This is a genomic window from Nocardia sp. CA-129566, assembly GCF_050956075.1.
In the GTDB taxonomy this organism is placed as follows: domain Bacteria; phylum Actinomycetota; class Actinomycetes; order Mycobacteriales; family Mycobacteriaceae; genus Nocardia.
The window spans coordinates 5,652,569-5,678,746 of sequence record NZ_CP192085.1; the positions used below are offsets into that span (position 1 = coordinate 5,652,569).

Genomic DNA, 26,178 nt, shown 5'->3' on the forward strand with positions numbered 1-26,178 from the left:
ATGCCGACCTACTGGCAGCCCATCGACCGGTTCCGCGCGTTCGCGCGCGCGGAACCGAATCGCGCGGCGGTGATCTTCCCGCACGGGCGCAATCCCGAGGGCCTGCCCGACTATCGCACGATCACCTACCGGGAGCTCGACCGCTGGTCCGACACCATCGCCGAGCGGTTGACCACATCCGGTGTCGGGACCGGTACGCGCACCATTGTGCTGGTGCTACCGGGCCCGGAGCTGTACGCGGTGATGTTCGGGCTGCTGAAGATCGGCGCGGTGCCGGTGGTCATCGATCCCGGCATGGGCGTGCGAAAGATGTTGCGGTGCTTGCGGGCCGTGGATGCCGAGGCATTTATCGGGATACCGCAGGCGCATGCGTTGCGAGTGCTGTTCCGGCGCAGCTTCCGCCGGGTCCACACCGCCGTCACCGTCGGTAGGCGCTGGTTCTGGGGCGGTGCGGCACTGCGGGATTGGGGCACCACACCCACCGGGGTCGCACCCCTTCGCAAACCCGCCGCGGACAGCGATCTGCTGGTGATCGGATTCACCACGGGTAGCACCGGGCCCGCCAAGGCCGTCGAGATGACGCACGGGAACCTCGCGGCCATGATCGAACAGGTCCATGCGGCACGCGGGCATATCGAACCGGACACCTCGCTGATCACGCTGCCGCTGGTCGGCATTCTCGATCTGCTGCTCGGTGCGCGGTGTGTGCTGCCGCCGCTGATCCCGAGCCAGGTCGGTTCGACCGATCCCGGGGATATCGTGGATGCGGTCGAGCGGTTCGGCGTGCGCACCATGTTCGCCTCGCCCGCCGTGCTGATCCCGCTGTTGCGCCGTCTCGAACAGCAGCCGACGGAGCTGAAGTCGTTGAGCAGCATCTATTCCGGCGGCGCTCCGGTCCCCGACTGGTGTATCGCCGGACTGCGCGCGGTACTACCCGAGGATGCCCGGGTGTACGCGGGATATGGCTCCACCGAGGCATTGCCGATGTCCACCATCGAATCACGGGAATTGTTCGATGGTTTGATCGAGCGCACCCATCGCGGGGCCGGTACCTGTATCGGGCGGCCTGCCGACCGGGTGCGGGCCAGGATCGTCGCCATTACCGAAGACCCGATTCCGACCTGGCAGCGGGCCGAAGCGATCGCTGGCCAACTCGAGAACTCGCGTGGCATCGGCGAACTCGTCGTCGCCGGGCCGAATGTCAGCACACGTTATTACTGGCCGAAGCAGGCGAACGCACAGGGCAAGATTGTCGACGGCGCGGTGATCTGGCATCGCACCGGAGATCTGGCCTGGATCGATGAGCAGGGGCGGATCTGGTTCTGCGGGCGCAAGAGTCAGCGGGTGCTCACCCCGCAGGGGCCGATGTTCACTGTTCAGGTCGAGCAGATCTTCAATACCGTTGTGGGCGTTGCCCGGACGGCCCTGGTCGGAGTCGGCGAGCGAGGTGCTCAGCGGCCGGTCCTATGTGTGGAGTTGCGCTCGGTTGCCGATGCGACGACCGTCGAGGCCGCGCTGCGGGCCCGTGCGGCCGAATCGGAGCTCACCCGCATGATCGCCGACTTCCTCGTGCACCCGAAATTCCCGGTGGATATCCGGCACAACGCCAAGATCGGGCGCGAGCAGTTGTCGGTGTGGGCAACCCAAGAACTCGGAGTGAAGCGATGAAGTCGACTGCGCTGCGGGCGATTCCCGTCCTGGGTTGGCTCTATCTGGCCGGTGGCCTCGCCGCGACCTCAACGGATCGAATCCCGGAAAGCCCTGTCCTGCACGCCATTTGGTGGATCGACGCATTCCTGAGCGTCGTGGTGCACGCGGCGCAGATTCCGGCGGCACTGCGGGCGGCCGAGGGTTCGGGGCGGTCCAGGGTCGAGACGGTCGTGCTGACCCAGATCTTCGGCATGACCTGGTGGCGAACCCAGACCGGTCGGGAGCACATCGGAGCGGAGGACACGCTATGAGCAAGGTGCTGGTAACCGGCGCCTCCGGATTTCTCGGCGGTGCGCTCGTACGCCGACTCGTCCGCGATGGCCAACACGATGTCGCGATCCTGGTGCGGCGCAGTAGCGATCTGACCGACCTCGGCGCGGCCGTCGACCGGGTCCAGGTGGTCTACGGCGATCTCGCCGACGGACTATCGCTGGCACGGGCCACCAATGGTGTCGATGTGGTATTCCACAGTGCCGCGCGGGTCGACGAGCGTGGCACCCGAGAACAGTTCTGGGAGGAGAACGTTCGGGCCACCGAGCGACTGCTGGAATCGGCGCGGCGCGGTGGCGCTTCGCGTTTCGTGTTCATCTCCAGTCCCAGTGCGCTGATGGGCTACGACGACGGCGATCAGCTCGATATCGACGAATCGGTGCCGTATCCGCGGCGCTATCTGAACCTGTATTCCGAGACCAAGGCGGCCGCCGAGCGCGCCGTACTCGCCATGGACGCACCGGGATTCACCACCTGCGCACTGCGGCCGCGGGCGATCTGGGGTGCGGGCGATCGGTCCGGCCCGATCGTGCGACTGCTCGGCCGGACGGCCGCGGGCAAGCTGCCGGATCTGTCGTTCGGACGCGATGTTTTCGCCTCGCTGTGTCACGTCGACAATATCGTCGACGCCTGTGTCAAGGTGATCGGCTCGGACGCGGTGGGCGGCAAGGCGTATTTCATCGCCGATGCCGAGCAGACCAATGTGTGGCAGTTCCTCGGCGCGGTGGCAATGGATCTCGGCTATCGGCCGCCGACCAGGAAGCCGAATCCGCGCGTGGTCAACGCATTGGTGCGCGTCATCGAAACGGTCTGGCAGATCCCGGCCATCGCGACGCGCTGGTCGCCCCCGCTGTCGCGTTATGTCGTGGCGCTGATGACACGCAGTGCCACCTATGACACCGGCGCGGCGGCACGCGATTTCGGCTACCGGCCCGTCATCGGTCGCGATGCCGGCATCGCGACCTTCAAGGACTGGCTCGAAACACAGGGCGGCATTGTCGAACTCACCAAGGCATTGCGATGACTCCGGAGGCAATAGTGCACACCGACAACGTCTTTCGTCGTCCGATCTCGCCCACCGAGCGCCTGTACTTCTCGACGCGCGAGCTGAATCCGCCGTTCCTGATGCAACTCGCCATCACCGGCACGGGCCCCATCCGAGCGGCCGAATTGCAACGAGCCGTAAATATCGCGTCGGCGGCCGATCCGGGTTCCCGGCTGGTACGCGATGGCGAGTACTGGATCGACAGCGGTGCCCCCGCAGTGGTGCGGATCGTGCCTGGCGGCACCTTGAATTACCCTGCGCTGGAGAACGATCCGATCCTCAACAGCCCGATCGGGCCGACCCCGGACCGCACCTGCGAGGTGCTCTTGCTGACCGGCGATCCGGTCACCATCGTATTCCGGGTATTCCACGGCGCGATGGACGGTATGGGCGTGCGCATGTGGGTCATGGATGTGTTCCGGGCATTGCGCGGTGAGCAACCACTCGGCGCTACCGATCCCACCACGGATGCCGACCTCGTCGCGCGCCTCGGCGCGCCGGGGCGATCGACCCTCGTCCTTCCGGTATTCCCGTCCCCGGCCGGATGCGGCCGCCAGGACCCCGCGGCATCACCCTGGTTGCTCCGCAATCGGTCCATCGCCGTGACCGGCAAGGGCACCGTCGCCCGGGTGGCCGCCATCTTGGCGACCGCGGCAGGCGCCAAGTCCCGCTTCCTGATTCCGGTCGATATGCGGCGGCACGCACCGGGCCTCCGCTCCACCGCCAACCTCGCGCTGCCGCTGTTCCTCGACGTGGAGCCGGGGGAGGATTGGCGGGCCATCAACGCGGAGAAACGCATTGGGCTGCAGGAGAACCGCGAGCTGAATCAGCTGGACAACGGTGGACTTTCGCACTGTCCGCCATTCGTCGTGCGGGCAGTGCTGCGGATGGCCAACTGGGTTGGATCGCGGCTGAACCGGAATATCGTCTCGGCCACCCTCTCGCATACGGGCAGATTCGAACTCGACGAGCTCAGCGGGCCGGGTTTCACCGCAACCGCGGCGCGGGTACTGCCGCAGCACACCGGGATCATGCCGATGCTGTTCGGCATCGTGGAGTACGGCGGGACCACCGATATCACGGTGTCGTGCCGCAATGGTGAAGGCGTCGAGGCGCGCTTGGAGGCGCTGCTGGACTACATCGCCACCACGCTCGAGCGCGACTTGTCGAATGCGACGCTATGACGGCCTTCGCACGTTTCGTGAGCGCACACCCGCGCGCGGTGCTGGCCGTTGTCGTCGGTGCGGTCCTGCTGCTCGGCCTGCTCGGCACGGGCACCGCTGACCGGGTCAGCGTCGGTGGGTACAGCGATCCACACAGCGAATCGACAATGGTCGACCAACTCGTCCGCCAGCACTTCGGGCCGCAGAACCCGGATGTGGTCGCGCTCTACACCGTGCCGGACGGGCAGACACTCGACGATATCGGGCCGCGCGTGCGGCAGGCGCTCGGCCGGATCGATGCGACGCTGCTGGCTCGCCCGATCGAGACGTACTGGAACAGTGTGCCGCCGCGCAAGGGCTTGCTGCACTCCGCCGATAACCGGCAGGCCCTCGCCGTGGTGTTCACCGCCGGCGACGATAACGCCCGCATGCGCGCCTACCCGGACATCGAAGCGGGACTGCGGGTTCCGGGTATTCGCACGCAGTTGTCCGGATACAGCGCGCTGGCCGATGCGATCAACCATCAATCCGAGCACGATCTCATTGTGGCGGAATCGATTTCGCTGCCGATCACGCTGCTCGTCCTGGTGTTGCTGTTCGGTGGAGCGATCGCCGCCGCAATGCCGGTGGCCGTCGGGCTGCTTGCGGTACTCGGTGCGATGGGCACGATCCGGGCATGCACCGAATTCACCGAGGTGAGTACGTTCGCAGTGAATATCGCCTCACTGCTCGGCCTCGGAATGGCCATCGACTACGGCCTGTTCCTGGTCACGCGATTCCGCGAGGAGGTCGCCGACGGGCACGATATCGCGACGGCGATCGAACGGACCTACGCCACCGCCGGTCGCACCGTCGCATTCTCCGCACTGCTGCTGATCTGCGCGTTCGCGGGGACGTTCGTCTATCCGCAAGCGGTGCTGCGGTCGTTGGGGTTCGGCGCGATAGCGGCGGTGGCGCTGGCTGCCGCGCTCTCGCTCACGGTGCTGCCCGCGATGCTGGCGCTGTTCGGTGCCCGCATCGGGCAGGCCGGGATACAAGAACGGACCGAACGCTTTTGGGGCCGTGTGGTGGACGCGGTGCTGCGACGGCCTGGGATCGTGACCGTGGTGGTCGCCACCTTGCTACTTGCCCTCGCCACACCGCTTTTCGGGCTGAAACTCGGCGATGTCGACCATCGGGCGCTGCCCGCTGGCAATGAGATGCGCACGACAGTCGAGGAACTCACCGCGCAGTTTCCCGCCGCCAGCAGCGGCATCACCGCAGTACTGCGCGGTATCGACGCAACCGTGCCCAATGTGGCGGCGGTCGAATCCGCCACTCACGAAATCAGCTCGGTGGCCGGAGTACGCCAGGTGCTGCAGGTCGGGCGCGACCAAGATTTCGTTGTGCTGCACGCGTTCCTGACGGCACCGGATCGCAGCGCGACCGCCACCGCGGCGGTCGAGGCGATTCGCGGACTCGTTCCCCCCGCGGCGACGACACTTCAGGTCGGCGGCGATACCGCCGCGACCCTGGACAGTGTTGATTCGATCGTGTCGCGGATGCCGTGGATGGTGCTGGTCATGGTGACCGCGACCGTGGCGCTGCTGCTGGCGGCATTCCGCTCGATCGTATTGCCGCTCAAGGCCGTCGCGATGGCATTCCTCAGTCTTGCCGCCACCTTCGGCATTCTGACCTGGATCTTCTACGACGGTCACCTCGCCGGGCCGCTCGGCATCAGCTCGGGGCCACTGGCCGCTGGCATGGTGGTGCTTATCGTGTCGGTGGTCTTCGGACTGTCCACCGACTATGAGGTTTTCCTGCTCTCGCGCATGGTCGAGGCCCACAATGCCGGGGCCGACACCGCATGGTCGGTGCGCATCGGCACGGTGCGGACCGCACGGGTGATCACCGCCGCCGCCACCCTCCTCGTACTCGTGACGGGCGCGTTCACGCTGTCACCGCTGACGCCGATGCGATTCCTCGGCATCGGCATGATCATCGCCCTCATCATCGACGCGACGCTCGTGCGAATGCTGTTGGTACCCGCATTGGTCAAGCTGATGGGGCGGGCGAATTGGTGGCTGCCCGGTGCCGGTCGGCGGGCCCGGGCGGTTGTCACGGTGGTCGAGAAGCAGCGCGCGCCATCGGCTTCGTGAGCATCGGTCGATCGGGCAACACGCCCGGGGCGGCGGATCTATGTTTCGATGGAACCGTCTCGTCGCCGGGTGCGTCTCTATGATCAGACGGGACCAGTGGAAGGGGCGACCGCTATGGCTGTTGACAGTCCGTTCGGCGGGTATGTCGAGGATGCGAAGACCGGGGCGCTGAAGGTGCGGATGGAACCGCAGGCGTTCGTTGATATTGATACGGCTTGTCAGCATTTGATCGACGAGCTGACGGTCGCTCAATATGACGCCCGGTCGCTCGGCGAAAAGGAAACCTGGGGTCTCGGCGAGAACAACCCCCGGCTCACCTCCGCCATCGAGCTGGTGAAGTTGTTCCGGGAGAAGGCCTTCGGCGGCCCGAACAATGCCTACGACACAATCGGCAACTACATTTCGGTCGCCACGCAGATCCAGAGCCTGTTCAAGACCATTCGCGATGTCTATGAGCAGACCGACGCCGAGTTCGCCCGTCAGCTGCGCGAGATCCGCGTATGAACAACCCATCGCCGGACAAGCGGAGGCTGGTCGGTGCGACGGTGGCGGCCGCCGCGCTAGCTCTGCTCACCGGATGCACCAGCGACAAAGGATCACCCACCCCACAGAGCATCACCCCGGCCGCCTCGACGTCGGCCGCCGCTACCTCCGGTACCGCCACTACCGCGTTCGATCCCTGTACCGCGTTGACTCCGCAATTCCTGACTGAACACCAATGGGACGCCCGAGCTCCCGAACACAAGCAGACCACCACTGGGGCGTTCACTTGGAAGGGTTGCACCTACCTGGCGCAGGCGCGCTATACGTTCGGTGTCCAAACAACCAATGGAACCCTCGACCAAGTTCGCGAAAAGTTCCCCACCGCAACCGAACTCACCATCGGCGGCCGCAGAGCCTTACGCTACGAAGCACGCCCGGACGTGCCCGGCGGCTGCACCGTCAATATCGATATGAAATCCGGCTCCCTCTACATCCTGGTGGACGACCCCCGTGGTCTGCACCCCCGCAAGCTGTCTCCCTGCGACAGCGTCACCGAAATCGCGGAAGCCGTCGCACCCCTTATCCCGCAAGGCAGCTGACGATGTGCGAGTGCCCGGCTATCGCGCCGCGTCGCCCTGTCCGGCCAGGCCACGTCGCCCTGTCCGGCGAGATATTCGCGTTCGCGGGCGGCGAAGGAAGTCGAATCCCGCTGCCGCTGTAGTCTTTTCGGAATCTTGTCGCGAGTCAGAAGAACGGTCCCCATTGGGGTGCCGCATGGCCACACCCGGCGAGTACACCGTCCTCGATGCGGCGCGCGGCCGAACCCTGGGTTCTGATGCGCAATACGCAGCCCGGGCATCCACCCAGTACCGAGATCGCCTGCGGCACAGCCGGATCCAGTTCTCGACCAGTCCGCACCCGGAGAGCGTCCAATCCGGTCGAATCCGGCTATCCCGCAACCGAATCGCCGGTCTGCGCCTGCCATCGGCGTGCGATGCCACGCATCAGCGCCGGGTACACCAGCAGGTGCCGGAACGGCAGGATCCCTGCCATATAGAGCTTCCCGAAGACGCCATTGGGTTTCACCAGCACGGCCATCTGGCCGTGGTAACCGCCGGTTTCGTCCGGTACCCAGCCGATATGCATCACCCCGTGCATGGTCCGGTTGGCGATCTCGGCCGCCCATTCGGTGTCGGTGCGATAAACCGAGCGGAACGGCGCACCTTCGACGACCGGTCCGGGTGGCGCGTCGCGCAGGTCCGCGGGGAGCCGATCATGCAGCGACGGCACCCGCGCGCCGATCCCGCCATCGGCTCTATCCCAGCCGAGTAGCGCGCCGAGCTTCCAGCGGATCGCGAAGAGTGCGCGGTACATGACAGAGAATTCACTCGAATCGTTGCCCGAGGTCATCTGCCGCACCAGTCGCGGGAAATCGTCGGGACCGCCCGGCGTCGGCAGTGCCCACACATCCTCGACCCGGAAGTCGGGTGCGATGTCGTGGATTCGCCACGGCCGGGAGGTGTGCGCGGATTCCGGGAGCCGCATTGCTCCGCCTCCATCTCTCTGGTCCATCGCGCGCTACCGGGCGGCGAGTTTGAAGATCTGACGTGGACGGTGTTCGCGATCGTCGACGGCGACGTCTACTTCCGCCGCGGCGACCGCGGCGAACGATGCCGCGAAGGCTTCCTCGGATTCCCACTGCCCCGTCGAAACCACCGCGTCCGCACCGTCGGTGCTCTCCCAGCAGTCCGCGGACAGGCATCCGGGCACCGATCGCAGAACCGCGGCAACCTCGTGCACGCGCGTGACGAAGTCGTCGAAATGTTCGGGTCGTGGGTAGTGGAAGGCGACGAATCCGACCGTCATCACGGTCCCCTCTCGTTGGCGAGGACGCCATTGCCCTCGCAATTGCCTGATGTGTCAACGGCTTTCAAATATACGGTGCCGTATACTTCGATCGTAGCCGGCGCTGCGCCGGTGTCAACACCGTCGGCGATACTGACGATATGGTTGCCGTCACCCGCACCCCACGAAGCAGTTGGATCGAGCAGGGTCTACTGGCGCTGTCGAGCGGTGGTCCGGACGCTGTCCGCGTCGAGAGCCTGGCGCAGGCGCTCGGCGTCACCAAGGGCGGCTTCTACGGACACTTCGCCGACCGCAACGCCCTGCTCGAGGAAATGCTCGATACCTGGGAACGCGAAAGCACCGATGAGGTCCGCGCGCAGGTCGAGGGTGCGGGCGGCGATCCGCAGACCAAGATCCGGCGGGCGGGCCTGCTCGCCTTCTCCGACGAGCGCCTCCCGATCGACCTCGCCGTGCGCGACTGGGCGCGCCGCGACACGGCGGTCGCCGAACGGCTACGCCGGGTGGACAACCATCGGATGGAGTACGCGCGCGAGCTGTTCGGCGCGATCTGCTCGGATCCGGACGAAGTCGAGGCCCGCGCCCTGCTCGCCTTCTGCCTGGCGGTCGGCAAACACTTCCTCGCCGCCGATCACCATGGCCGCACCCGCCTGGACGTGGTCGTCCGCGCCGCCGACCTGCTGTTCGGGCGGACGCTGGACGAGCACTGAAACTACCTGCGGCGCAGCAGAACTCCGCGAATGAACGCCGCCTGGCCGGAATGCTGGATATCGTCGTCGACGACGCTGATCAGCCGAACGCCCAGCGTGACCGGCGGATTCCAGCGGGTGTCGACGATGCGGGGCAGTTCGGCATCGGTGAGCCCGGAGACGTAGTCGATCGTCTGCTCGTGCACAGCGTCGTAATAGCCCAATAGCAGCTCGGCCGAGATCCGGCCGAGTTCGGCGACTTCCACTTCACCGTGACCGTATCCGGTCGCCGCGTCACCGAAGGGCAGTTCGAACCGCTTGGCCCAGCCCGCCGCCGTCCATACCTGTTCGAGTCCCGCGACATCGGCGATGTGATCATCCTGGACTCGCGTCAGATGCCAGATCAGCCAGGCGATGGAGTTGGCGTCCGGATCGATCCGCGCCGCCAACTCGTCCTGCCGCAGCCCGGCGACCGCACCGTGCACATTCTCCTGGACCCGCCCGAATGCATCGACCAACAACTCCGCGCTCGTCATGACCCCATGCAATCACACCGCGGTCGCGGATATTCCCGCATTCGTCCGGGCGTGTCAGCCCAGCGGCAGCAGCAGGTCGGCCGATTCGAGGTCGAGCAGGGCCCGTTTGGCGGGCAGGCCGCCCGCATAGCCGGTCAGCGCGCCGTCGGCACCGAGGACACGGTGGCACGGGAGCAGGATCAGCAGGTGATTGCGCGCGAGCGCACCACCGACTTTTCGGGCGTCGGCGGCGGTGCGGCCGAGTTGCCGGGTCAGGGCTCCGTAGGTGGTCGTCCGGCCGTAACCCGTGGTGGCCCCGAGCGTCAGTAGCACCTCGCGGTCGAATTGGCTCATCGGTTGCCAATCCATTGCGACGCTGAACTGTCGGCGTTCACCGGTGAGGTATTCGTCGATCTGCTCTGCGGCGGCTTCGAGATGTTCACGCGCCGTGGAGTTTTCACCGGTCGGCTCGGCGGGTGGCATATCGGTGAACGCGACCCGCGACACCCCGGTCGGGTTCGCCTCGATCAGCAGATTGCCAAGGGGCCAGCCGTGCACCAGGCGTGCGGTGGAGTTCTCGGACATGATGTTGCTCCTCGCTGTCGAACTTTCACCGGGTAGACGCACCACGACGGCGAAACGTGAGATCACCGGCCGGAGTCGGCTTTCCACGCCGCGTACGCGGCGGGGAGGCAGACCGCACAGGGACGGTAGCCGGCGGCGATGGCGGTTGCTTCGTCTGCGAAGAAGACGCGATGGGCGCGGTAGTGGCCGCGGGCGAGGGCGCGCAGGGCGGAGGGGCAGTCGAGGCGGCCGTAGAGTTTGCCACGCCGATGGCCGCCGTATCGGCCCGGGGTGGGGCTCGGATACGGGCGGTCATCGGCGTCGGTCAGGATGTACATCTCATTGGGCGTCGTGCAGCACCAGGCCCAGGGTGTGGCGGTAGCCGCTGCGAATTCGGCTGACGCCGTGGCGGATCGGTGCGCGCGACCAGCCGCGGGCGGACGGAGTCGGGCGGTCCCGCGTGGTGAAGATGAGGGCGTGGCCCTGTTCCAGGATGGTGACGGTGGGTTTCGATTGTGCGCGGGGGCGTTGTTCGACCAGGACGAATTCACCGCCGGTATGGTCGATACCGGGGCGGTCCAGGCCGATGACGACCTGTAGCGGGAAGACGAGTTCGCCATAGAGGTCGCGGTGCAGGGCGTTCCAGTCACCTTCGATGTAGCGCAACAGAATTGGCGTCGGCTTGGTCTGGCCCGCGGCGTGGCAGGCGTCGAGCCAGTCCTCGAAATCGTCGGGCCATGGGGTCGGGTCGCCGAGCCGGAGGGCCCAGGTGCGGGCGATGGGTAGCAGGCGGCGGTAGAAAGCCGCACGCAGGCGCATGATCGGTTCGGGGACCGGATCGGCGAAGTAGCGGTAGGTGCCCTGGCCGAATCGGTAGCGGGCCATATCGATCGTCGATCGGAAACGGGCCGGATCGTCCCACATCGCGCTGAATTCGGCGCATTCGTCCGGGGTCAGCAGCGGGCCGGTCTGGGCGCAGCCGTAGGCGTCGATCTCCTCGAGCAGCTCGCGCCACGGTTGGGCGTCGACTCGTTCTGCCAGTGCGGCAAGGATTTCCATCGGCTCTCCGTCACGCCGCTTCGAGGGTCAGCAGGGTGTTCTTGGCGGCGATACCACCGACGTATTGGCCGATCGAACCGTCGCTGCGCACCACCCGATGGCAGGGGATCACCACCGGCAGCGGATTGTGCGCACAGGCCGAGCCGACGGCGCGGACCGCGCGCGGATTGCCAACGGCCGCGGCGACATCGGCGTAGCTCGCCCGATGGCCGTAGCCGATATCGCTCAGCTGCTCGATCACCTGGCGGCGGAAACCGACGGTCAACCGCAGATCCAGTGGCAGGTCGAACTGTGTTCTGGCACCGGCGAAATACTCGTCGATCTCGCGGGCCACGGCATCCAGGCGCGCGGGGGCGGCGAGGAGCCGGGGACTGATCCGCTCGGCGAGTGTGGCGAGCACGGTGTCGTGGTTCTCATTGGGGTAGGCGACCCGCACCAGGCCCGCGGGGGTGGCCGCGAGCAGCAGGCTGCCAACGGGGGTGTCCATCGTGCGGTAGGCGATGTCGAGCAGACCGGCGGCCTGCGCGTCGGCGGCGAGCCGCTGTCGCAGGTGGGTCAGGATCTCGGCGGAGTTCGCATTCAGGCCGTCGAAGAGGCCGTCCGGATCCCGGTCGATAGTGGCCATCATGTTCGATCCTTCGGGTAGAGCTTGCGTAAGGTTTTGAGCCCGTCCGCGGCGGCGCGGCGGGCGGCGTCGGTGGAATTTCCCAGTAGCTCCGCGATTTCGGCGTGCGGCAGTCCGGCCAGGTAGTGGTAGGCCACCGCTTGCCGCTGTTTGGGCGGCAGGGCCGCGAGCGCATCCCACAGATCGGGGTCGTAACCGGCCGGATCGGCGTTCGGGGCGGCGCGTTCGGGCAGGGTTTCGGCGGGGACGGGCGCGCGGGTCAGTGCGCGTCCCACATCGATCGCGCGCCGGTGCGCGATGGTGACCAGCCATGCCTCGATGTTCGTGTTCGGGTCGAGGTCGGGATAGGCCCGCAGGGCGGACAGAAAGGTCTCCGACCACGCGTCGGCCGCATCCGTCGGACCGAGCACGGCCCGGCAGACGCGCAGCACCATCGGGCCGTATTCGGCCACCACTTCCCCGAACGGAGGCAATCTCACGCCGAGTAGACGTCAGGGACCGGCGAAACGTGAGATCCCCAGGTCATGGCGCCGCCAGTGCCCCTACGACAGCCGGATGCTCGTTCACCGCGCAAACACCTACACGGCGCGACCATCCGCGCGCGGGAGATCACTGCTGCTCCGCGATTCGCGATAGACCGCTGGCGCGCAGGACACGGCGGTCGATAGCGGCGCGGATCGAGTCATCGGTACCGATGATGCGCACGTGGCGGCGGGCACGGGTGATGGCCGTGTACAGCAGTTCCCTGGTGAGCAGGGTGGACTCGGGTTCGGGCAGCACGACGGACACGGTGTCGTACTGGCTGCCCTGACTGCGGTGAATGGTCATGGCGAAGACCGTGACCACGGCCGGAAATTGGGTGGGGTGCACCAGATATGGTTCGCTGCCGCGCTGCAGCGCCGCACGCAGGGAGCCGTCGGGCATGCGCACGATCACGCCGGTGTCACCGTTGTAGATGCGGGCCTCGTGGTCATTGGCGGTGACCAACAGGGGTTGGCCCGGATACCACGCGGCCTGGTGCGAGTCCGGTCCCGCACCACCGGCGGCCGCCCATTCGGCGGCCATGCGGTCCCAGCGTTCGACACCGAAAGGGCCCTGGCGGTGGGCGCACAGGAGGCGATGGGATTCCAGGGCGGTCAGCGCGGCCGCGGCGTCGCCGTCGAGGGCGGCCGCGGTTACCTCACGGGCGGCGCGCACGACATCGGCACGGACCGGCGCGACGTCGTCCGGGGTACACAGCGACAGTTCTTCGCCGCCCGCGCGCAGCAGCTCCAGCGCGGTATCGGCGTCGCCCGCACGAACCGCCACGGCGAGTTCGGCGATCTTGCCGCCGAAGCGGCGACCGCGGGTCAATCGGACGATACCGCCGCCCAGACGCGCCCGTTCGAGTCTGGTGAGTGCTTCCGGATTATCCTCGGCCGCAATCGATTCCGTACCGAGGACCTGTTCGAGGATCGGATTCGCCGCACCGACAACGGGACCCGCGACCAGGTCGGCGAGCACCGCGCCCGCATCGACCGAGGCGAGCTGATCCGGGTCACCGACCAGGACCAGCCGGGTGTCCGGGCGCAGCGCGGCCAGCAGGCTGCTCATCATGGTCAGCGACACCATGGAGGTTTCGTCGACGACGATCACGTCATAGGGCAGCCGGTTGAATTCGTGATACCGGAACCGGGTCGCGCGACCGCGCTGCCAGCCGAGGAGCCGGTGCAGGGTAGCCGCGGTCAGCTCGGGCAGCCCGAGGGCTTCGGCCTGTTCGCGCACCGCCTCCTGCAGCCGGGCGGCCGCTTTACCGGTGGGCGCGGCCATGGCGATGCGCAGGGCGGGCAGCTTCGGATGCGCCTTTTGGTGCGCGTCGAGCAGGGCCAGGATGCGGGCGATGGTGTGGGTTTTGCCGGTACCGGGGCCGCCCGCCACCACGGTGGTCCAATGCGTGGCGGCGAGTGCCGCGGCGATGCGCTGGCGGTCCGGGGCCGCGCCGACCGGGGTGTCGAAAAGGCGATCGAGTTCGCGGCGCACGATGGCGGGAGCTACCTTCGGGTGGTGTCCGGAACGTGCGGTGAGCACCCTGCGGATCATCTGTTCCTGCTGGTAGTACCGGTCCAGATAGAGCAATGGACCCGCGTCCCGGCCGGCCTGCGCATCGACCAGACGTAATGGCTGCAAGGGACCGGCCGGGCCGCCACAGACCAGTGGACTCACTTGCAGTGCCGCGACGACGGCGTCGATATCGGGCCATGGCAGCGTCGCCGGGTCGATACCCGTACCGGCGTCCCAGGTTTCATCGGCATCGACGCCGATCTCGCGCATGCGGTGCAGTTCCAGGCACACCGAACCGGAGCGCACCGCCCGCACCGCGAGTGCCGCCGCGAACAGCACCTGTTCCGAGGCTTCCCGCCCCATGCGCCCCAATCGCAGTGCGACGTGTACGTCGGCCGCGGACAACACACCGGCCTCGTTGAACATGCGCAACAGACCGGTCCCCCGCTGGGCCAACTGAATCGAGGTCATCGCGCCTCCCCGGCGAGCAGGTCGGACAATGCCACGATCAGCGCGGCGGGCGGGTTCCATTCGAAAACACCACGCCCCGACGGGGTTTCGAGACCGATCATGCCGCGAACGAAGAGGTAGCGGGCGCCGCCGAGGTGCCGCGCGGGTTCGTAAGTGGGCAGCCGCCAGCGCAGGTAGCGGTGCAGGGCCACCGCGTAGAGGAGTGCTTGGAGGGGGTAGTGGGAGCGCAGCATTTCGGCGGCCATGCGGTCGTGGGTGTAGTGCTCGACGGTGAGGTCGCCAGTGCCGAGACGGTTGGTCTTGTAGTCGACGATGACGAATCGTGGTTCGGCGCCGGGCTTTTCGGTGACACGCAGGACGGCATCGATGCTGCCGGTCAGATAGCCGCGCAGTGGGGCGTCGTCCAGTGCCGCGAGTTGGTCGGCGTAGCCGGACAGGGAATCGTCGGCGGGGAGATGGGCGCGCAGGAGTTCGGCGATGCGGCGCAGGGTGACCGCGTGCGCGCCCGGAACGTCGCCCCCCGCCAGCGGGAGTTCGAAGTCGAGTTCATTGAGCTTGTTCCGGCCGGAAATGTCGGCGAGACAACCGAATCCGAGTGGCGTGTGCAGAACAGCGAGCAGGGCATTGCCGAGGACCATCGGATCGGCCTCGGCCATCAGCTCCTCGGTCGCCTCCCGGCAGCGGGTGTGCACTTCGGTGGCGAGATCCGGTGCGTCCGTGTCGATTCGCTCGAGCACGCCGTGTACCAGGGTGCCGAATTCGGCGCCGTAGGGCAGGGCGTTCATCAGTGACGGGGCCGCATCCGTGATCGCGAGTTCGGCGTCGACCGGCACCGGTGTGCCGGGCTCATCGGACGGGCCACGTTCATCCTCGGGTTCGGCCTCCGGGATCGCCATGTCATGAGCGCCCGCGGTCAAGGCCGAATAGGAGGTGCGACGCCACTGCAGGTCCATGGTGCGGGCGAACTCGGCCGCGGCGAGGGCACCGGTCGGCAGTTCGGTGCGCACCCGGCGGATCTCGATTGCATCGTCGCCCTCGACGCCCGCCACGGAAATCGCTTCCGGCGCACCCGCGGCCCACGCCGAAAGCATGGATACCGCAACGGAATCCGCGGGCACCGCCGCCTTACTCGGCACCAGATCGCCGCCGTCCGGGCGGCCGAGGACCATCCGGTGCAGGGGTGCGTTGGCGGTGGTGATCGCCGGTGCCCACCAGGCGACGATCTGACACATCGCGCGAGTGAGCGCGACGTAGAGCAAACGCAGTTCCTCACCCGCCTCCTCGGTTTCGCTGCGCAGCTTGCGCTCGCCGTAGCCGGAGGCGTCCTGGCCGCCGACATCGAGGACGCGGGCGCCGTCGTCGGTGTGGAACAGCAGGGTCTGCGGATACGGATTCTTCGCGTTGTCCCAGGCGAAAGGCAGGTAGACGATGGGGAATTCGAGGCCCTTGCTGGCGTGTACAGTGGCGATCTGCACGGCCGCGGCATCGCGGTCGAGGCGACGGCTGCGGTCGGCGACCGATCCCGAGGCCGGATCGCGCACCCGGTCGGCGAGCCAGCGGGTCAGCGCGGTGAGGCCGAGCCCCTCGGTCAGCGCGACCTGGTCCAGCAGTTGGGCGATATGCCGAAGATCGGTCAGCTCCCGTTCGCCGTTCTCGATCGAGAGCAGCCGCTGCGCCAGATTCGCTTCGGCGGAGATCTTTTCGAAGACGGCGGCGAATCCCGCGCGGGCGAACAGCCGGGCCGCCTCGCGCAGTTGGGCGCTGATGCGGCCGACCAGATCGGCACCGCCGCTATCGATGTCGGCGGCCGTGCAGCCGAGCAGCGGCGTGCAGGCGGCCAATCGCACGCGGTCGGAGCGATGCGGCTGTTCCAGGGCTCGTAAGAGCCACAGCCAGTCCGTCGCGCTGCCGGTGCCGAAAACGCTGGTGCCACCGGCGAGGACGGAGGCGACGCCGACCCGGTCCAAAGCCGTACGCACCACATCGATTTGGGATCGCGTCCGCACCAGCACCGCGATATCACCGGGCCCGATCGGTCTGGGTCCGGCCTTCGCCTCGAACAGCGCACCGGATTCCAGCAGCCGCACGATATCCGCGGCGAGGTCGTCGGCGACCTTCGCGCGCATGCGCCCGACCGCCGGGAATCCCGATTTGTTCAGGGGTCCGGCCCCGGTGCGCGACAGACACCGCATCCGCAGCGGCGTCGTCAGTTCCGCCGGGCCGGACAGTCGCGACCAGCCACGGGTGGCCGCGACCGGGTAGACGGTGATCTCCTTGTGCCCCAATGCCGCACCGCCCTGCAGGTGATCCAGTGCGGCGAGCAGTCCCGCATCGCTGCGCCAGTTGTCGGTGAGCTCCTTGCGGGTGTCGGCGTGCGCGACGGCGTCGAGATAGCTCAGCACCTCCGCGCCGCGGAAGGCGTAGATGGCCTGCTTCGGGTCGCCGACGAGGACCAGGGTCGAATGTCGGTGGAAGGCCAGCCGCAGGATGTCCCACTGCAGCGGATCGGTGTCCTGGAATTCGTCGACCAGGGCGACCCGATACCGGTCACGGATGCGACGGCAGGCCCGCGGGCCGTGTACCGGATCGGCGAGCACATCGTGCAACAGCACCAGCAGATCGTCGAAATCGCGCAATCCGGCCAGGCGCTTGCGGCGCTCGGTCTCCGCGCGCACAGCGGCGGCGAAGGCGACGCGCTCCCCCGCCGGTCCCTCGCCCTTCGGCACCAGCACCGCATGCCGATCCTGCACCGCCGCCAGCGCCAGCGTATGCGCCTCCTTCAACGAAAACGGCGGCTCGGCGCGGGCATACCGGTTCAGGTAGAGGTCATCGGCGACCGTCCCGATCAGCTCATCGATCGTCTCGACCAGCCGGGAACCGGGATCGTGCTCCCCCGCCAACCCGAGCTCGTCGAGCATGCGCTGGCAGAAACTGTGCGTGGTCGCGATGGTCCCCGCATCGAAATCCGAAAGCGCCGTGAGCAATCGCCGCCTGCGCCGCCGCACCTCATCCGAATCCACCTGTGCGACAAGCCGAATCAACTCATCGCCATGCGCCCGAGCGGCCTCCGGATCGGCCAATGCCGCCGCCACCGCGACGAACCGATCCCGCGTCCGCTCCCGCAACTCCTGCGTCGCCGCCCGACTGAACGTCACCAGCAACAGCTGCGAAATATCGATCCCGATCTCGGCCACATACCGCACCGCCAATCCGACGATCGCATGTGTCTTACCTGTCCCCGCACTCGCCTCGAGTACGGTCGTCCCCGTCGGCAACGGCCCGTTCGGATCGAATCGATCGGTAGCCAATGGCGGCGCGGCGAACGCGGTGTCCTCGATGGTCATGCCCCACCGGCTTTCACCGATCGCGAAGCGGGGCATGCGGCGCTCGCAATGCTCATGCACACCATCCACTTCCGACGCCGGTTTACTGCTCCACCGTCCACCCGAAACCGGCCATCATGCGGTAGGCGCGCCGGACAACGAAGCCGTGATTGCGGACGAGGCGTACGGCGAATCCATGCGATACCACTCACGGCTGTCCCTGGCTCTCGGCCGCGAGCAGCGGTGCCCACATCCGGCGGGCCAACGAGCCGAAGCGGGTGGTCTCGCCGGGTTCACCCGCGGCAGCGGGGGTTGCCATGAGGTGTTCGAGGCGCGGGGCTCGGCCCCAGATGTAGCGAAGGTGGCGGTCGGTGTGATCGCCGAAGGAACCGGGGCCATTGGGACCGCCGTTGAACTCGCGCTCGGCTGCGGCAATCGCCTCCTCGGCGGTCGAGCCGCGGAAGCGGCGTTCGGCGTAGACGGCGGTCGCGGAGGGCGCGATCGGCAGCGGTTCGGTCAGGCCGGTATCGCGCAATCGGACCAGCTCACGCAGGATCGCCAGTGCGGCAGGCGGTTCCGGTGCGGTCAGCTCGCAACGCCAAGCGGGACGACCGAATTGACCACGGCCGGTGGTGACGGCGCGCCAACTGCGGTCCTCGGTGACGGCCAGGGCGAGCAGCGAAACCCACGCGGCGATGCGGTGTTTCGGAGCCAGCCGGGAGAATGTGGTGCGCACCAGCGATTCTCCGCGCACCTCGGGCACCGTGCCGGTGAGTCGGCGGCCGTTGCCCAGATCCACCGCGACATCCACCGCACGCGGTGCGCCCTCGTACTCCGGCAGGGCCGCGCGGACCAACTTGTCGACGGTGGATTCCACCTCGTCGAGGACCGCGCCGCCGAATCCGAACGGCGGCAATGTTCCGCGCCGCCATTCCGCGGCACGCAGGGTCGATGGGTCCGCACCGGTGAGCCGCGCGGCCAGCAGTCGTTCGCCGAGTTCCCATTTCGCGAGGCCGTCGAGTTCGATGGGCAGCCGCTCGGCGATGTCCTCTTCGTGTTCGGGCACGCGCAGCCCCAGGCGCTGCCACAGGAACGCGCGCACCGGATGCTCGACGAACGAAATCAGATCGGCCAGTGCGACATCGGTGAGTTCGGGTGCGGGCAGCGGCTCGGGCAGGAATGCGGGCCGCGGCTGCGCGGGCTGCCCGGCCGCCTCGGCTCCGGCGAGTGCGACGGTGTCGAAGCTGAACGGGCGCTCGGCGCGGAAATTGCGACGGTCGAAGCCCTGCAATGGATGTCGGGTTAGCACCGCGTCCATTCCGTCCGCGCCGACATGCGCACGCAGCGCGTCGAGCAGTTCGGCGACCGGGATCGCGGGCGGGCGGTGCGCGCCGGTCACCGGGTCGGCACCGGTGTGGAAGATCAGCAACTGCTCGGTGGCCGCGAGCACGGCGTCCAGCAGCAGCTGACGGTCCTCGCTGCGCGCATCCCGTTCGCCGAGTAGCGGATTGCGGGCGAGCACGTCATCACCGTCGACGCCGCTGGTGCGCGGGAAGACCTCGTCGTCGAGCCCGAGCAGCACCACCACCCGATGTGGCACCGAACGCATCGGCACCATCGTGCACACGGTCAGCTCACCGGTACGGAAATTGGCTCTGGTCGGCCGCGCCGCGAGTCGGCTCGACAGCAGCACACCGATATCGGCCAGCCGCAGCGCCACATCGCCCGCATGGTCGGTGGCCGCGGCCAGTTCACGGCGGGCCTCGGTGCGCACCCACGCCTGACTGTCGGGCACATCGGTGAGCAGAGCGAGACAGCGGCCGAGGACCTGCGCCCATTCGTCGGCCGGACGCGGCCCACGCAGGTCCCGCAGGCACACCGCGAGCCGATCGATGAATTCCGCGAACCGACCGGCGAGATCGACGTCATTGCTGTCCACATCGTCCAGCGGCAGCGCGAGATCCAGCCAGTCGTCGGAGGATTCGTCGGCGGTCACCCCGAGCAGGATCCGATCCACCGCACTGTTCAGCGTGTTCTGCGCGAAGTCGGCCAGCCCGAACGCCTGCCGCTGCCGCTGCCCGATCCCCCAGCGCGCACCGGATTCGGCGGCCCATTCACGCAGCCGCTCGATATCGTCATCATCGAAACCGCAACGGCGCCGTACGGTTTCCGACGCCGCCAGATCCAGCACCTGGGTCACCGTCACCCGCCCGTCGGCGAGCTCGAGCAGCACCGCGATCACCGCGAGCATCGGATTGGTCACCCCGCGCCCCCGATCGGCGAGCCGCACCCGCAGCAAATGCGCCGGATGCGCCGGATGCGCCGGATGCGCCGGATGCGCCGGATGCGCCGAATCTCCCACCGACTCAACCGATCCCACCGGCTTCTGCCCGAACGCCGCCCGCACCAGTGGCGCGTACGCCTCGACCTCCGGACACATGATCAACACATCCCGCGGTTCCAGCGTGTGATCGGCCGCGAACAGCCCGAGCAGGCACTCGCGCAATACCTCCACCTGCCGCGCCGGTCCATGGCACGAGTGCACCTGGACGGTCGCGTCGTCGAAGGTCGCAGGTGTCGGCGGCCACGCGTCGTCGCGAATCCCGGATTGCAGGGCGTGCAACAGTGTTCCACTTGACTGACGATCCCCCGTCGAAGCCCCGCTGGACACGGCGCCCTCGGGGCCGCCCTCGATCGACCGACCGGCCCCGGGTCGCTCCGATTCGCCGATCTCCAGGCCGATCGAAAGCTGGCCCACCGCAGCATCATCCGGTTCGGCGGCAACCGAACCGGCGCCCAGGTGATGCCGGTCCGCGATTCCGGGGCCGACCAACCGCTGCTGCAACTCCCGCACATCCCGGCCGAGCCCCGCGAGCAGCGGATGTCGCACCGCCGTCGCACTGGCGTCATCGGCCCGCGCGACCACAGGGGGCCGGGCGGACAACTGCGTCCACATCACCGGACTCGGATGCGCGAGCCACAGATGCACATCCCGCGACTCCCCCAGTGCCGAGAGCACCGCGAGCTGATCGGTCGGCAACCGCGTCACCCCGAACAACGACAAACGCCCGGGCAGATCCACCAGATCCGGCTCGCTCCGCAACCGCGCACAGGCTGCGTCCAACCGCTCGGCCGGACTCGGCACCCCCACCTCGGCCCGCAACCGCCGCCACAATTCGGGTTGCCACAGCAGATCATCCGGTACCGCCCGCCCGGCCCCATCGGTGTCCGTACCGCTCGCCCACTCCTTGATCAGTTCAGGCCGCTGCGCCGCATAGCTGTCGAACAGCGTCGCCAGATGCGCGGCGGTCGCGTATCGACGCCCGACGCGATGGCCACCCGGCTCCCCTGCCCCCAGATGCCGCGCGAGCACCGCACTCCACGGTTCGGCCAGCGACGCGTCGATCACCTGCAGCAATGTCCACACGACCTGCTCCGACGCCCATGGATCCGCCTCGGGCGCCACCTCACTCACCACCGCCAGCACCTCGGCGACCAATGCACCGGGAGAGGGGAATTCGATATTCGCGGCGACACCATCCGAACGCCCCGACACACCGAGCACGGTCGACAGCCGTTGCGTCAGCCAGCGTTCGACACCCTTTGCGGGCACCGCGACCACCTCGGGCGCGAAGGCGTCCGGCAACGGTTCGGCAAGCAACTCGGCCAGTGCCTGCGCCAACGCGTCGGCGCGCTCGGCACGATGAATGTGCAGCGGCATGTGCGCCCTCTCGTCGGTCGGTCCGGTATGTCCGCGCTGCGCGTCAAGTCGCCTATCCGTACGCCTCGGCGCTCCCGCACGTTTATACGCCCAGCGACCAGCACGCAACCTTCCGGCCCCACTCCCGCGAGAGTGAAATAAGCCACACGCGAACGATTTACTTCGCCGTGTCACCTCGGATCGATGCGCTCGATGTGCAACAGTGCTCAACCGGGGAGGAACGGGATAGCTGCACGAAAGGCTGGTTCGCGTTCAATGATGGCGATGGTGATTCCCCTGGTTCCGAGAGGCGGGTTCACGGTCCGCCGCGTCGGTGACAGATGGGAGCTGGTCAACTCGCGCTCATATGGCCGGGCCGTTGTGCTACACACCTGGCCCCGCGACCAACATGGCGAGGCCTTCGCGCATTGCTACCGTCTCAACGGCCGCACCGTCGAGGAACTACACGCAGCCTTTCACTGAGGCGCTCCGGCGAAAGACGCTGCGGTACAAGCACGCAACGCGTGCTACCACAGCGTCGCGCAGAGCTCAAGACGTGCGTACAACCCGCTGATGTGCGATCGTGTTGCCTCGTGCGTCACGCCTCCGTCTCTGTTCTCGCCGCTGCGGCGATCCTGGTCCCCACTACCCCCGCGCTGATTCCCTCGGCCTTTGCCGCGCCTCCGGCGCATATGCAGGGCTGCACAGCCGGTTTCGATTGCGATATGAGCAGCCGAATCGCCGCTGTCGACGCGTATTTGAAGAATCGGCCCGGTGTGACGGGTTATGTCGTCCGTGATCGGGTCAGCGGCGGGGTGTACGCGAACGAGAATGCGGAGAATTCGGTCTGGACCGCCTCCACCATCAAACTGGCCATCGCCGTTGACCTGCTCAACCGCGCGCGGGCGGGCGTGATCGGCCTCGGTCCCGACGATCGCGCGCTGATGGAATCAATGCTCGCCACGTCCAATGACCAGGCCGCCGATATCCTCTGGAACAAGTACGCGGGCATCGATCGGATGGCCTATAACAATGCCTTTCGCGCCAATGGCATGGTGACGCTGGTTCCGCAGCCGACCAATACCGCATTGTTCCCGGACTGGTCGTTCCAGAAGTGCACGCCCGCCGATCTGGATCGGCTGATGGATTCGGTCTTCAACCATATGCATCCCGATGACCGGAACTACCTGCTCGACCGCATGCGCGCGGTAGACAGCAATCAGCACTGGGGCCTGTGGGGTGCGGGCGCGGCAATGCGGCCCGGCCTCAAGAACGGCTGGTCCGAGGAGCAGGGCGGCTGGGTGGTCAATTCGGTCGGCTTCGCCGGTCCCGGCGAGCGCTACACCCTGGCTATCATGAGTTCGCTCGGCAGCGATGGCGGCTACACCGAGGGCGCCGCCACCGATACCAAGGTCGCCGAACTGCTTTTCAGCGGACGCTGAGCTGATTCGAGCGACCCGCTCGCGGACGCAATAACACGGGCGCACCATCCCGGGGGAACGGAATTGTCGTGAACCCCCACGGCATTCGGTAATCCTCCGGGAGTTCCCACTCATAATCGCGCACCAGCGCCGCGATAATCGTCTTTACCTCCAAGGTTCCGAAGTGCATGCCGATGCACTTGTGCGCACCCGCCCCGAACGGCACCCAGGCGAGTCGATGCGATTTGTCCTCGCGCCGCGCTTCGCCGAAGCGTTCCGGATCGAACACTTCCGGCCGGGTCCACAGCTCCGGCAGGAAGTGATTGATGTGATATGCGCAATCGACGGCCGTGCCAGCCGGAATGTAGTGCCCGAGAATTTCGGTGTCGCGCACCGCGCGCCGCACCAGTCCGGGGACCGGCGGCATCAACCGCAGACTCTCCTTGATGACCAGATCCAGGTCGTGCATGCGGTCCAAATCGGCGATCGTCGGCGCGGCACTACCGATTTCCGCATCGACACGCAGCACCTCGGCCCGCACCTGCCGCTGCCATTCGGGATGTTTGCCCAGGTAGTAGGCGACGGCGGTGGCGGTGGTCGTCGTGGTGTCGTGCGCGGCCATGATCAGGAAGATCATGTGGTTCACCACATCCGCGTCGCTGAATTCGGCGCCGTCCTCGGTGCGCGCATGACAGAGTGCGGAGAAGAAATCCGCCGACTCGGTTCGGCGCTTCTGCGGCAGCATTTCGGTGAAGTACTGCTCGAGCACCTGCCGCCCCCGCAGCCCGGCGCGCCAATTGCCCCCGGGCACGGGATGTCGAATGATCGCGAGCCCGGCATGGGTGCAATCGATGAACGCGTCGATCAGTTTGCGCCGCTGCGCACCGACATCGACGGCCATGAAGGTCTCACCCGCAATTTCCAGGGTCAATTCCTTGATCGTCGGATAGAGCCGGACCGCTCGGCCCTGATCCGACGCCCACCGACCGATGACGGCCCGCGCGACAGGCGTCAACGTCGCCAGATGCGCCTCCAGCCGCTCCCTTGTGAAGGCCTGTTGCATGATCCGGCGATGGAACATGTGCTCGTCGAATTCGAGCAGCAGTAGTCCGCGCCGGAAGAACGAGCCGATGAAGTAGTCCCACCCCTGACCGAAGTCACGGCGGCGCTTGCCGAGCACCTCATCTATCGCCTCCGGCCCACAGACCAGCACCCGATCCACTCCCAGCGAGGAATTGAGTGACACCGGGCCGTATCGGCGATACCGATCCATCATTTCGGCCGGGCCCCAGCGCAGATAATGCAAACCTCGCCCGAAATACGGCAGTCCGGCATCGCCGCTCACAGCGGTCGCGGTACTGCCCCGTGGCGGTGTGGCCAGCACACGACGACGCTCGGGAACCCGGCGCAATAGTCGATCGAGCACATGGTCGTCAGGAACGTCGATCAACGACACATTCTCGGACATGATCTATCGTATTCGACAGCAGTGGAGCATCGCAGCACATCAGCAACCGGGATCTCGCCGTGACGGCCAGCAGAGCGCCGACTACCGTAAGTCGGGTCAGTAACGTTCGAGGGGCCGCCACCCCAGGTTTGAGGAGCACCGACGATGAGCACTCAGTCTGTCGAGGAGAACCATCGCCACCGGGTGGTGGTGATCGGGTCGGGCTTCGGCGGCTTGTTCGGAACCAAGCACCTCAGGCGGGCCGACGTCGACATCACCCTGATCTCGAAGACCTCGACCCACCTGTTCCAGCCCCTGCTCTACCAGGTGGCCACCGGCATCCTCTCCGTCGGCGAGATCGCGCCCGCGACCCGGCTGGTGCTGCGCAAGCAGAAGAACGCGCAGGTCTTGCTCGGCGATGTCATCGATATCGACCTCGCGCAGCAGACCGTCACCTCGCAGCTGCTCAACCAGAACACCGTCACCCATTTCGACAGCCTGATCGTGGCGACCGGCGCGCAGCAGTCCTACTTCGGTAACGACCAGTTCGCCACCTATGCCCCTGGCATGAAGACCATCGATGACGCGCTGGAGCTACGCGCACGCATCCTGGGCGCGTTCGAAGGGGCCGAACTGGCCGTCACACAGGAACTGCGGGACCGGCTGCTCACCTTCGTGGTGATCGGCGCCGGACCCACCGGTGTCGAATTGGCGGGCCAGATTGCCGAACTCGCCGATCGCACCCTGGAAGGCACCTTCCACAACATCGATCCCCGCGATGCCCGGGTGATCCTGGTCGAGGGCGCGGGCGCGGTACTCGGCCCGATGGGCCCGAAGCTGGGCGGTAAGGCGAAGCGGCGGCTAGAGAAGATGGGCGTGGAGATCCAGCTCAACGCCATGGTCACCAATGTCGACGCGCACGGTGTCACGGTGAAGGACGCCGACGGCACCACCCGCCGCATCGAATCCTCGTGCAAGGTGTGGTCGGCCGGTGTGCAGGCCAGCCCGCTGGGCAAAATGCTCGCCGAGCAGTCCGACGGCACCGAGGTCGACCGCGCCGGTCGGGTCATCGTCGAACCCGATCTCACCGTCAAGGGCCATCCGAATGTCTTCGTGGTCGGCGACCTGATGTCGGTACCGAATGTGCCCGGTCAGGCGCAGGGCGCGATCCAGGGCGCGACCTATGCGGCCAAGCAGATCAAGGCCGGGCTGAATGGCCAAGCGCCGCAGGATCGTAAGCCGTTCAAGTACTTCAACAAGGGCAGTATGGCGACAGTGTCGCGATTCAGCGCCGTCTGCCAGATCGGCAAGCTGGAGTTCGGCGGGTTCATCGCCTGGCTGGCCTGGCTGGCACTGCACCTGTACTACCTGGTCGGCTACCGCAGCCGGATCATCACCGTCATCCAGTGGTTCGTGACCTTCCTCGGCCGCAGCCGCGGGCAGATGGCCGCCACCGAGCAGTGGGTGTTCGCCCGACTCGCGGTGGAGGCCGTGCAGGCCGATCAAGAAGAGGCCGACGAACTCGCGGCCGCGCTCGGTGCGCCGCCCGCGGAGAACGGCAAGGCCGCGCTCACCGATAAGGCGGCCAACCGCAAGGTCGGCTGATTCGCGCCCGCGCTCGGCGCGAGCGTGATCACGGTCCCCGCGGCTGT

The 26,178-nt window shown here is 67.2% G+C and carries 23 protein-coding genes; 10 read left to right on the forward strand and 13 right to left on the reverse strand.

Annotation, left to right across the window (positions count from 1 at the left end):
• The 7 genes from ACQP0C_RS24405 (at position 1) to ACQP0C_RS24435 (ending at position 7,408) form a co-directional block, all read left to right on the forward strand.
• On the forward strand, positions 1–1,668 hold the full coding sequence (locus tag ACQP0C_RS24405; protein WP_433734642.1) for a fatty acid CoA ligase family protein: 1,668 nt from the start codon (positions 1–3) through the stop codon (positions 1,666–1,668).
• Complete coding sequence (locus ACQP0C_RS24410; protein WP_433723430.1) at positions 1,665–1,961, forward strand: hypothetical protein; 297 nt, start codon at positions 1,665–1,667, stop codon at positions 1,959–1,961. The genes ACQP0C_RS24405 and ACQP0C_RS24410 overlap by 4 nt, the downstream gene beginning before the upstream one ends.
• The gene (locus tag ACQP0C_RS24415) at positions 1,958–3,004 is read left to right on the forward strand and encodes an NAD-dependent epimerase/dehydratase family protein (RefSeq protein WP_433723431.1); all 1,047 of its coding nucleotides are present in this window, start codon (positions 1,958–1,960) and stop codon (positions 3,002–3,004) included. Before ACQP0C_RS24410 ends, ACQP0C_RS24415 begins: the two co-directional genes overlap by 4 nt.
• Positions 3,001–4,209, forward strand: a complete 1,209-nt coding sequence (locus ACQP0C_RS24420) for a peptide synthetase (protein ID WP_433723433.1) — start codon at positions 3,001–3,003, stop codon at positions 4,207–4,209. The genes ACQP0C_RS24415 and ACQP0C_RS24420 overlap by 4 nt, the downstream gene beginning before the upstream one ends.
• A complete protein-coding gene (locus tag ACQP0C_RS24425) occupies positions 4,206–6,326 on the forward strand; it encodes an MMPL family transporter (RefSeq protein ID WP_433723435.1) in 2,121 nt (706 codons plus the stop codon). Before ACQP0C_RS24420 ends, ACQP0C_RS24425 begins: the two co-directional genes overlap by 4 nt.
• 96 nt (positions 6,327–6,422) lie before the next feature.
• Entirely contained in the window at positions 6,423–6,830 is a 408-nt protein-coding gene (locus tag ACQP0C_RS24430; RefSeq protein WP_433723437.1) for a hypothetical protein, read from the forward strand.
• Positions 6,827–7,408 (forward strand): DUF3558 domain-containing protein, encoded by a 582-nt coding sequence (locus ACQP0C_RS24435; protein ID WP_433723438.1) that lies wholly within the window; start codon positions 6,827–6,829, stop codon positions 7,406–7,408. Before ACQP0C_RS24430 ends, ACQP0C_RS24435 begins: the two co-directional genes overlap by 4 nt.
• Before the next feature lie 145 nt (positions 7,409–7,553).
• On the opposite strand, the gene ACQP0C_RS24440 is transcribed toward ACQP0C_RS24435, so the two are convergent.
• Genes ACQP0C_RS24440 through ACQP0C_RS24450 form a run of 3 tightly spaced genes read right to left on the reverse strand, consistent with a single transcriptional unit; the run spans position 7,554 to position 8,675 of the window.
• Complete coding sequence (locus tag ACQP0C_RS24440; protein ID WP_433723440.1) at positions 7,554–7,727, reverse strand: hypothetical protein; 174 nt, start codon at positions 7,725–7,727, stop codon at positions 7,554–7,556.
• Positions 7,728–7,757: 30 nt separating this feature from the next.
• Complete coding sequence (locus ACQP0C_RS24445; protein WP_433723442.1) at positions 7,758–8,354, reverse strand: DUF2867 domain-containing protein; 597 nt, start codon at positions 8,352–8,354, stop codon at positions 7,758–7,760.
• A gap of 33 nt (positions 8,355–8,387) precedes the next feature.
• Positions 8,388–8,675 carry an antibiotic biosynthesis monooxygenase gene (locus ACQP0C_RS24450; protein WP_433723444.1) on the reverse strand — a complete coding sequence of 96 codons (288 nt, stop codon included), beginning with the start codon at positions 8,673–8,675 and terminating at the stop codon, positions 8,388–8,390.
• 140 nt (positions 8,676–8,815) lie between these two features.
• Between ACQP0C_RS24450 and ACQP0C_RS24455 the strand changes: the two genes are divergently transcribed.
• Positions 8,816–9,382 carry a TetR/AcrR family transcriptional regulator gene (locus tag ACQP0C_RS24455; protein WP_433723446.1) on the forward strand — a complete coding sequence of 189 codons (567 nt, stop codon included), beginning with the start codon at positions 8,816–8,818 and terminating at the stop codon, positions 9,380–9,382.
• Between the two features lie 2 nt (positions 9,383–9,384).
• On the opposite strand, the gene ACQP0C_RS24460 is transcribed toward ACQP0C_RS24455, so the two are convergent.
• The 9 genes from ACQP0C_RS24460 to recC all read right to left on the reverse strand — a co-directional run bounded on the left by ACQP0C_RS24460 (position 9,385) and on the right by recC (position 21,679).
• Entirely contained in the window at positions 9,385–9,897 is a 513-nt protein-coding gene (locus ACQP0C_RS24460) for a mycothiol transferase (protein WP_433723448.1), read from the reverse strand.
• A 54-nt stretch (positions 9,898–9,951) separates the two neighbouring features.
• Positions 9,952–10,461, reverse strand: a complete 510-nt coding sequence (locus ACQP0C_RS24465; protein ID WP_433723450.1) for a methylated-DNA--[protein]-cysteine S-methyltransferase — start codon at positions 10,459–10,461, stop codon at positions 9,952–9,954.
• A gap of 62 nt (positions 10,462–10,523) precedes the next feature.
• The gene (locus tag ACQP0C_RS24470) at positions 10,524–10,778 is read right to left on the reverse strand and encodes an Ada metal-binding domain-containing protein (RefSeq protein ID WP_433723452.1); all 255 of its coding nucleotides are present in this window, start codon (positions 10,776–10,778) and stop codon (positions 10,524–10,526) included.
• Position 10,779: 1 nt separating this feature from the next.
• Positions 10,780–11,499 (reverse strand): 2OG-Fe(II) oxygenase, encoded by a 720-nt coding sequence (locus ACQP0C_RS24475; RefSeq protein WP_433723454.1) that lies wholly within the window; start codon positions 11,497–11,499, stop codon positions 10,780–10,782.
• A 10-nt stretch (positions 11,500–11,509) separates the two neighbouring features.
• Positions 11,510–12,124, reverse strand: coding sequence for a methylated-DNA--[protein]-cysteine S-methyltransferase (locus ACQP0C_RS24480; RefSeq protein WP_433734643.1), 615 nt, complete (start codon positions 12,122–12,124; stop codon positions 11,510–11,512).
• A complete protein-coding gene (locus ACQP0C_RS24485) occupies positions 12,124–12,603 on the reverse strand; it encodes an RNA polymerase sigma factor (protein ID WP_433723456.1) in 480 nt (159 codons plus the stop codon). The genes ACQP0C_RS24480 and ACQP0C_RS24485 overlap by 1 nt, the downstream gene beginning before the upstream one ends.
• 130 nt (positions 12,604–12,733) lie before the next feature.
• Positions 12,734–14,635 (reverse strand): exodeoxyribonuclease V subunit alpha, encoded by a 1,902-nt coding sequence (gene recD, locus ACQP0C_RS24490; protein WP_433723458.1) that lies wholly within the window; start codon positions 14,633–14,635, stop codon positions 12,734–12,736.
• Positions 14,632–17,979, reverse strand: a complete 3,348-nt coding sequence (locus tag ACQP0C_RS24495) for a UvrD-helicase domain-containing protein (RefSeq protein WP_433723460.1) — start codon at positions 17,977–17,979, stop codon at positions 14,632–14,634. Before ACQP0C_RS24495 ends, recD begins: the two co-directional genes overlap by 4 nt.
• 187 nt (positions 17,980–18,166) lie before the next feature.
• Complete coding sequence (recC, locus tag ACQP0C_RS24500) at positions 18,167–21,679, reverse strand: exodeoxyribonuclease V subunit gamma (protein WP_433723462.1); 3,513 nt, start codon at positions 21,677–21,679, stop codon at positions 18,167–18,169.
• Positions 21,680–22,383: 704 nt separating this feature from the next.
• Here recC and ACQP0C_RS24505 point away from each other — a divergent pair.
• Entirely contained in the window at positions 22,384–23,100 is a 717-nt protein-coding gene (locus tag ACQP0C_RS24505) for a tat pathway signal sequence (RefSeq protein ID WP_433723464.1), read from the forward strand.
• Here the strand turns inward: ACQP0C_RS24505 and ACQP0C_RS24510 are convergent.
• Positions 23,087–24,547: a cytochrome P450 gene (locus tag ACQP0C_RS24510; RefSeq protein ID WP_433723466.1), complete on the reverse strand. Its 1,461-nt coding sequence runs from the start codon at positions 24,545–24,547 to the stop codon at positions 23,087–23,089. The two genes, ACQP0C_RS24505 and ACQP0C_RS24510, sit on opposite strands and share 14 nt — an antisense overlap.
• Positions 24,548–24,691: 144 nt before the next feature.
• Between ACQP0C_RS24510 and ACQP0C_RS24515 the strand changes: the two genes are divergently transcribed.
• Positions 24,692–26,131 (forward strand): NAD(P)/FAD-dependent oxidoreductase, encoded by a 1,440-nt coding sequence (locus ACQP0C_RS24515; RefSeq protein WP_433723468.1) that lies wholly within the window; start codon positions 24,692–24,694, stop codon positions 26,129–26,131.
• The last annotated feature ends 47 nt before the right edge of the window (positions 26,132–26,178 follow it).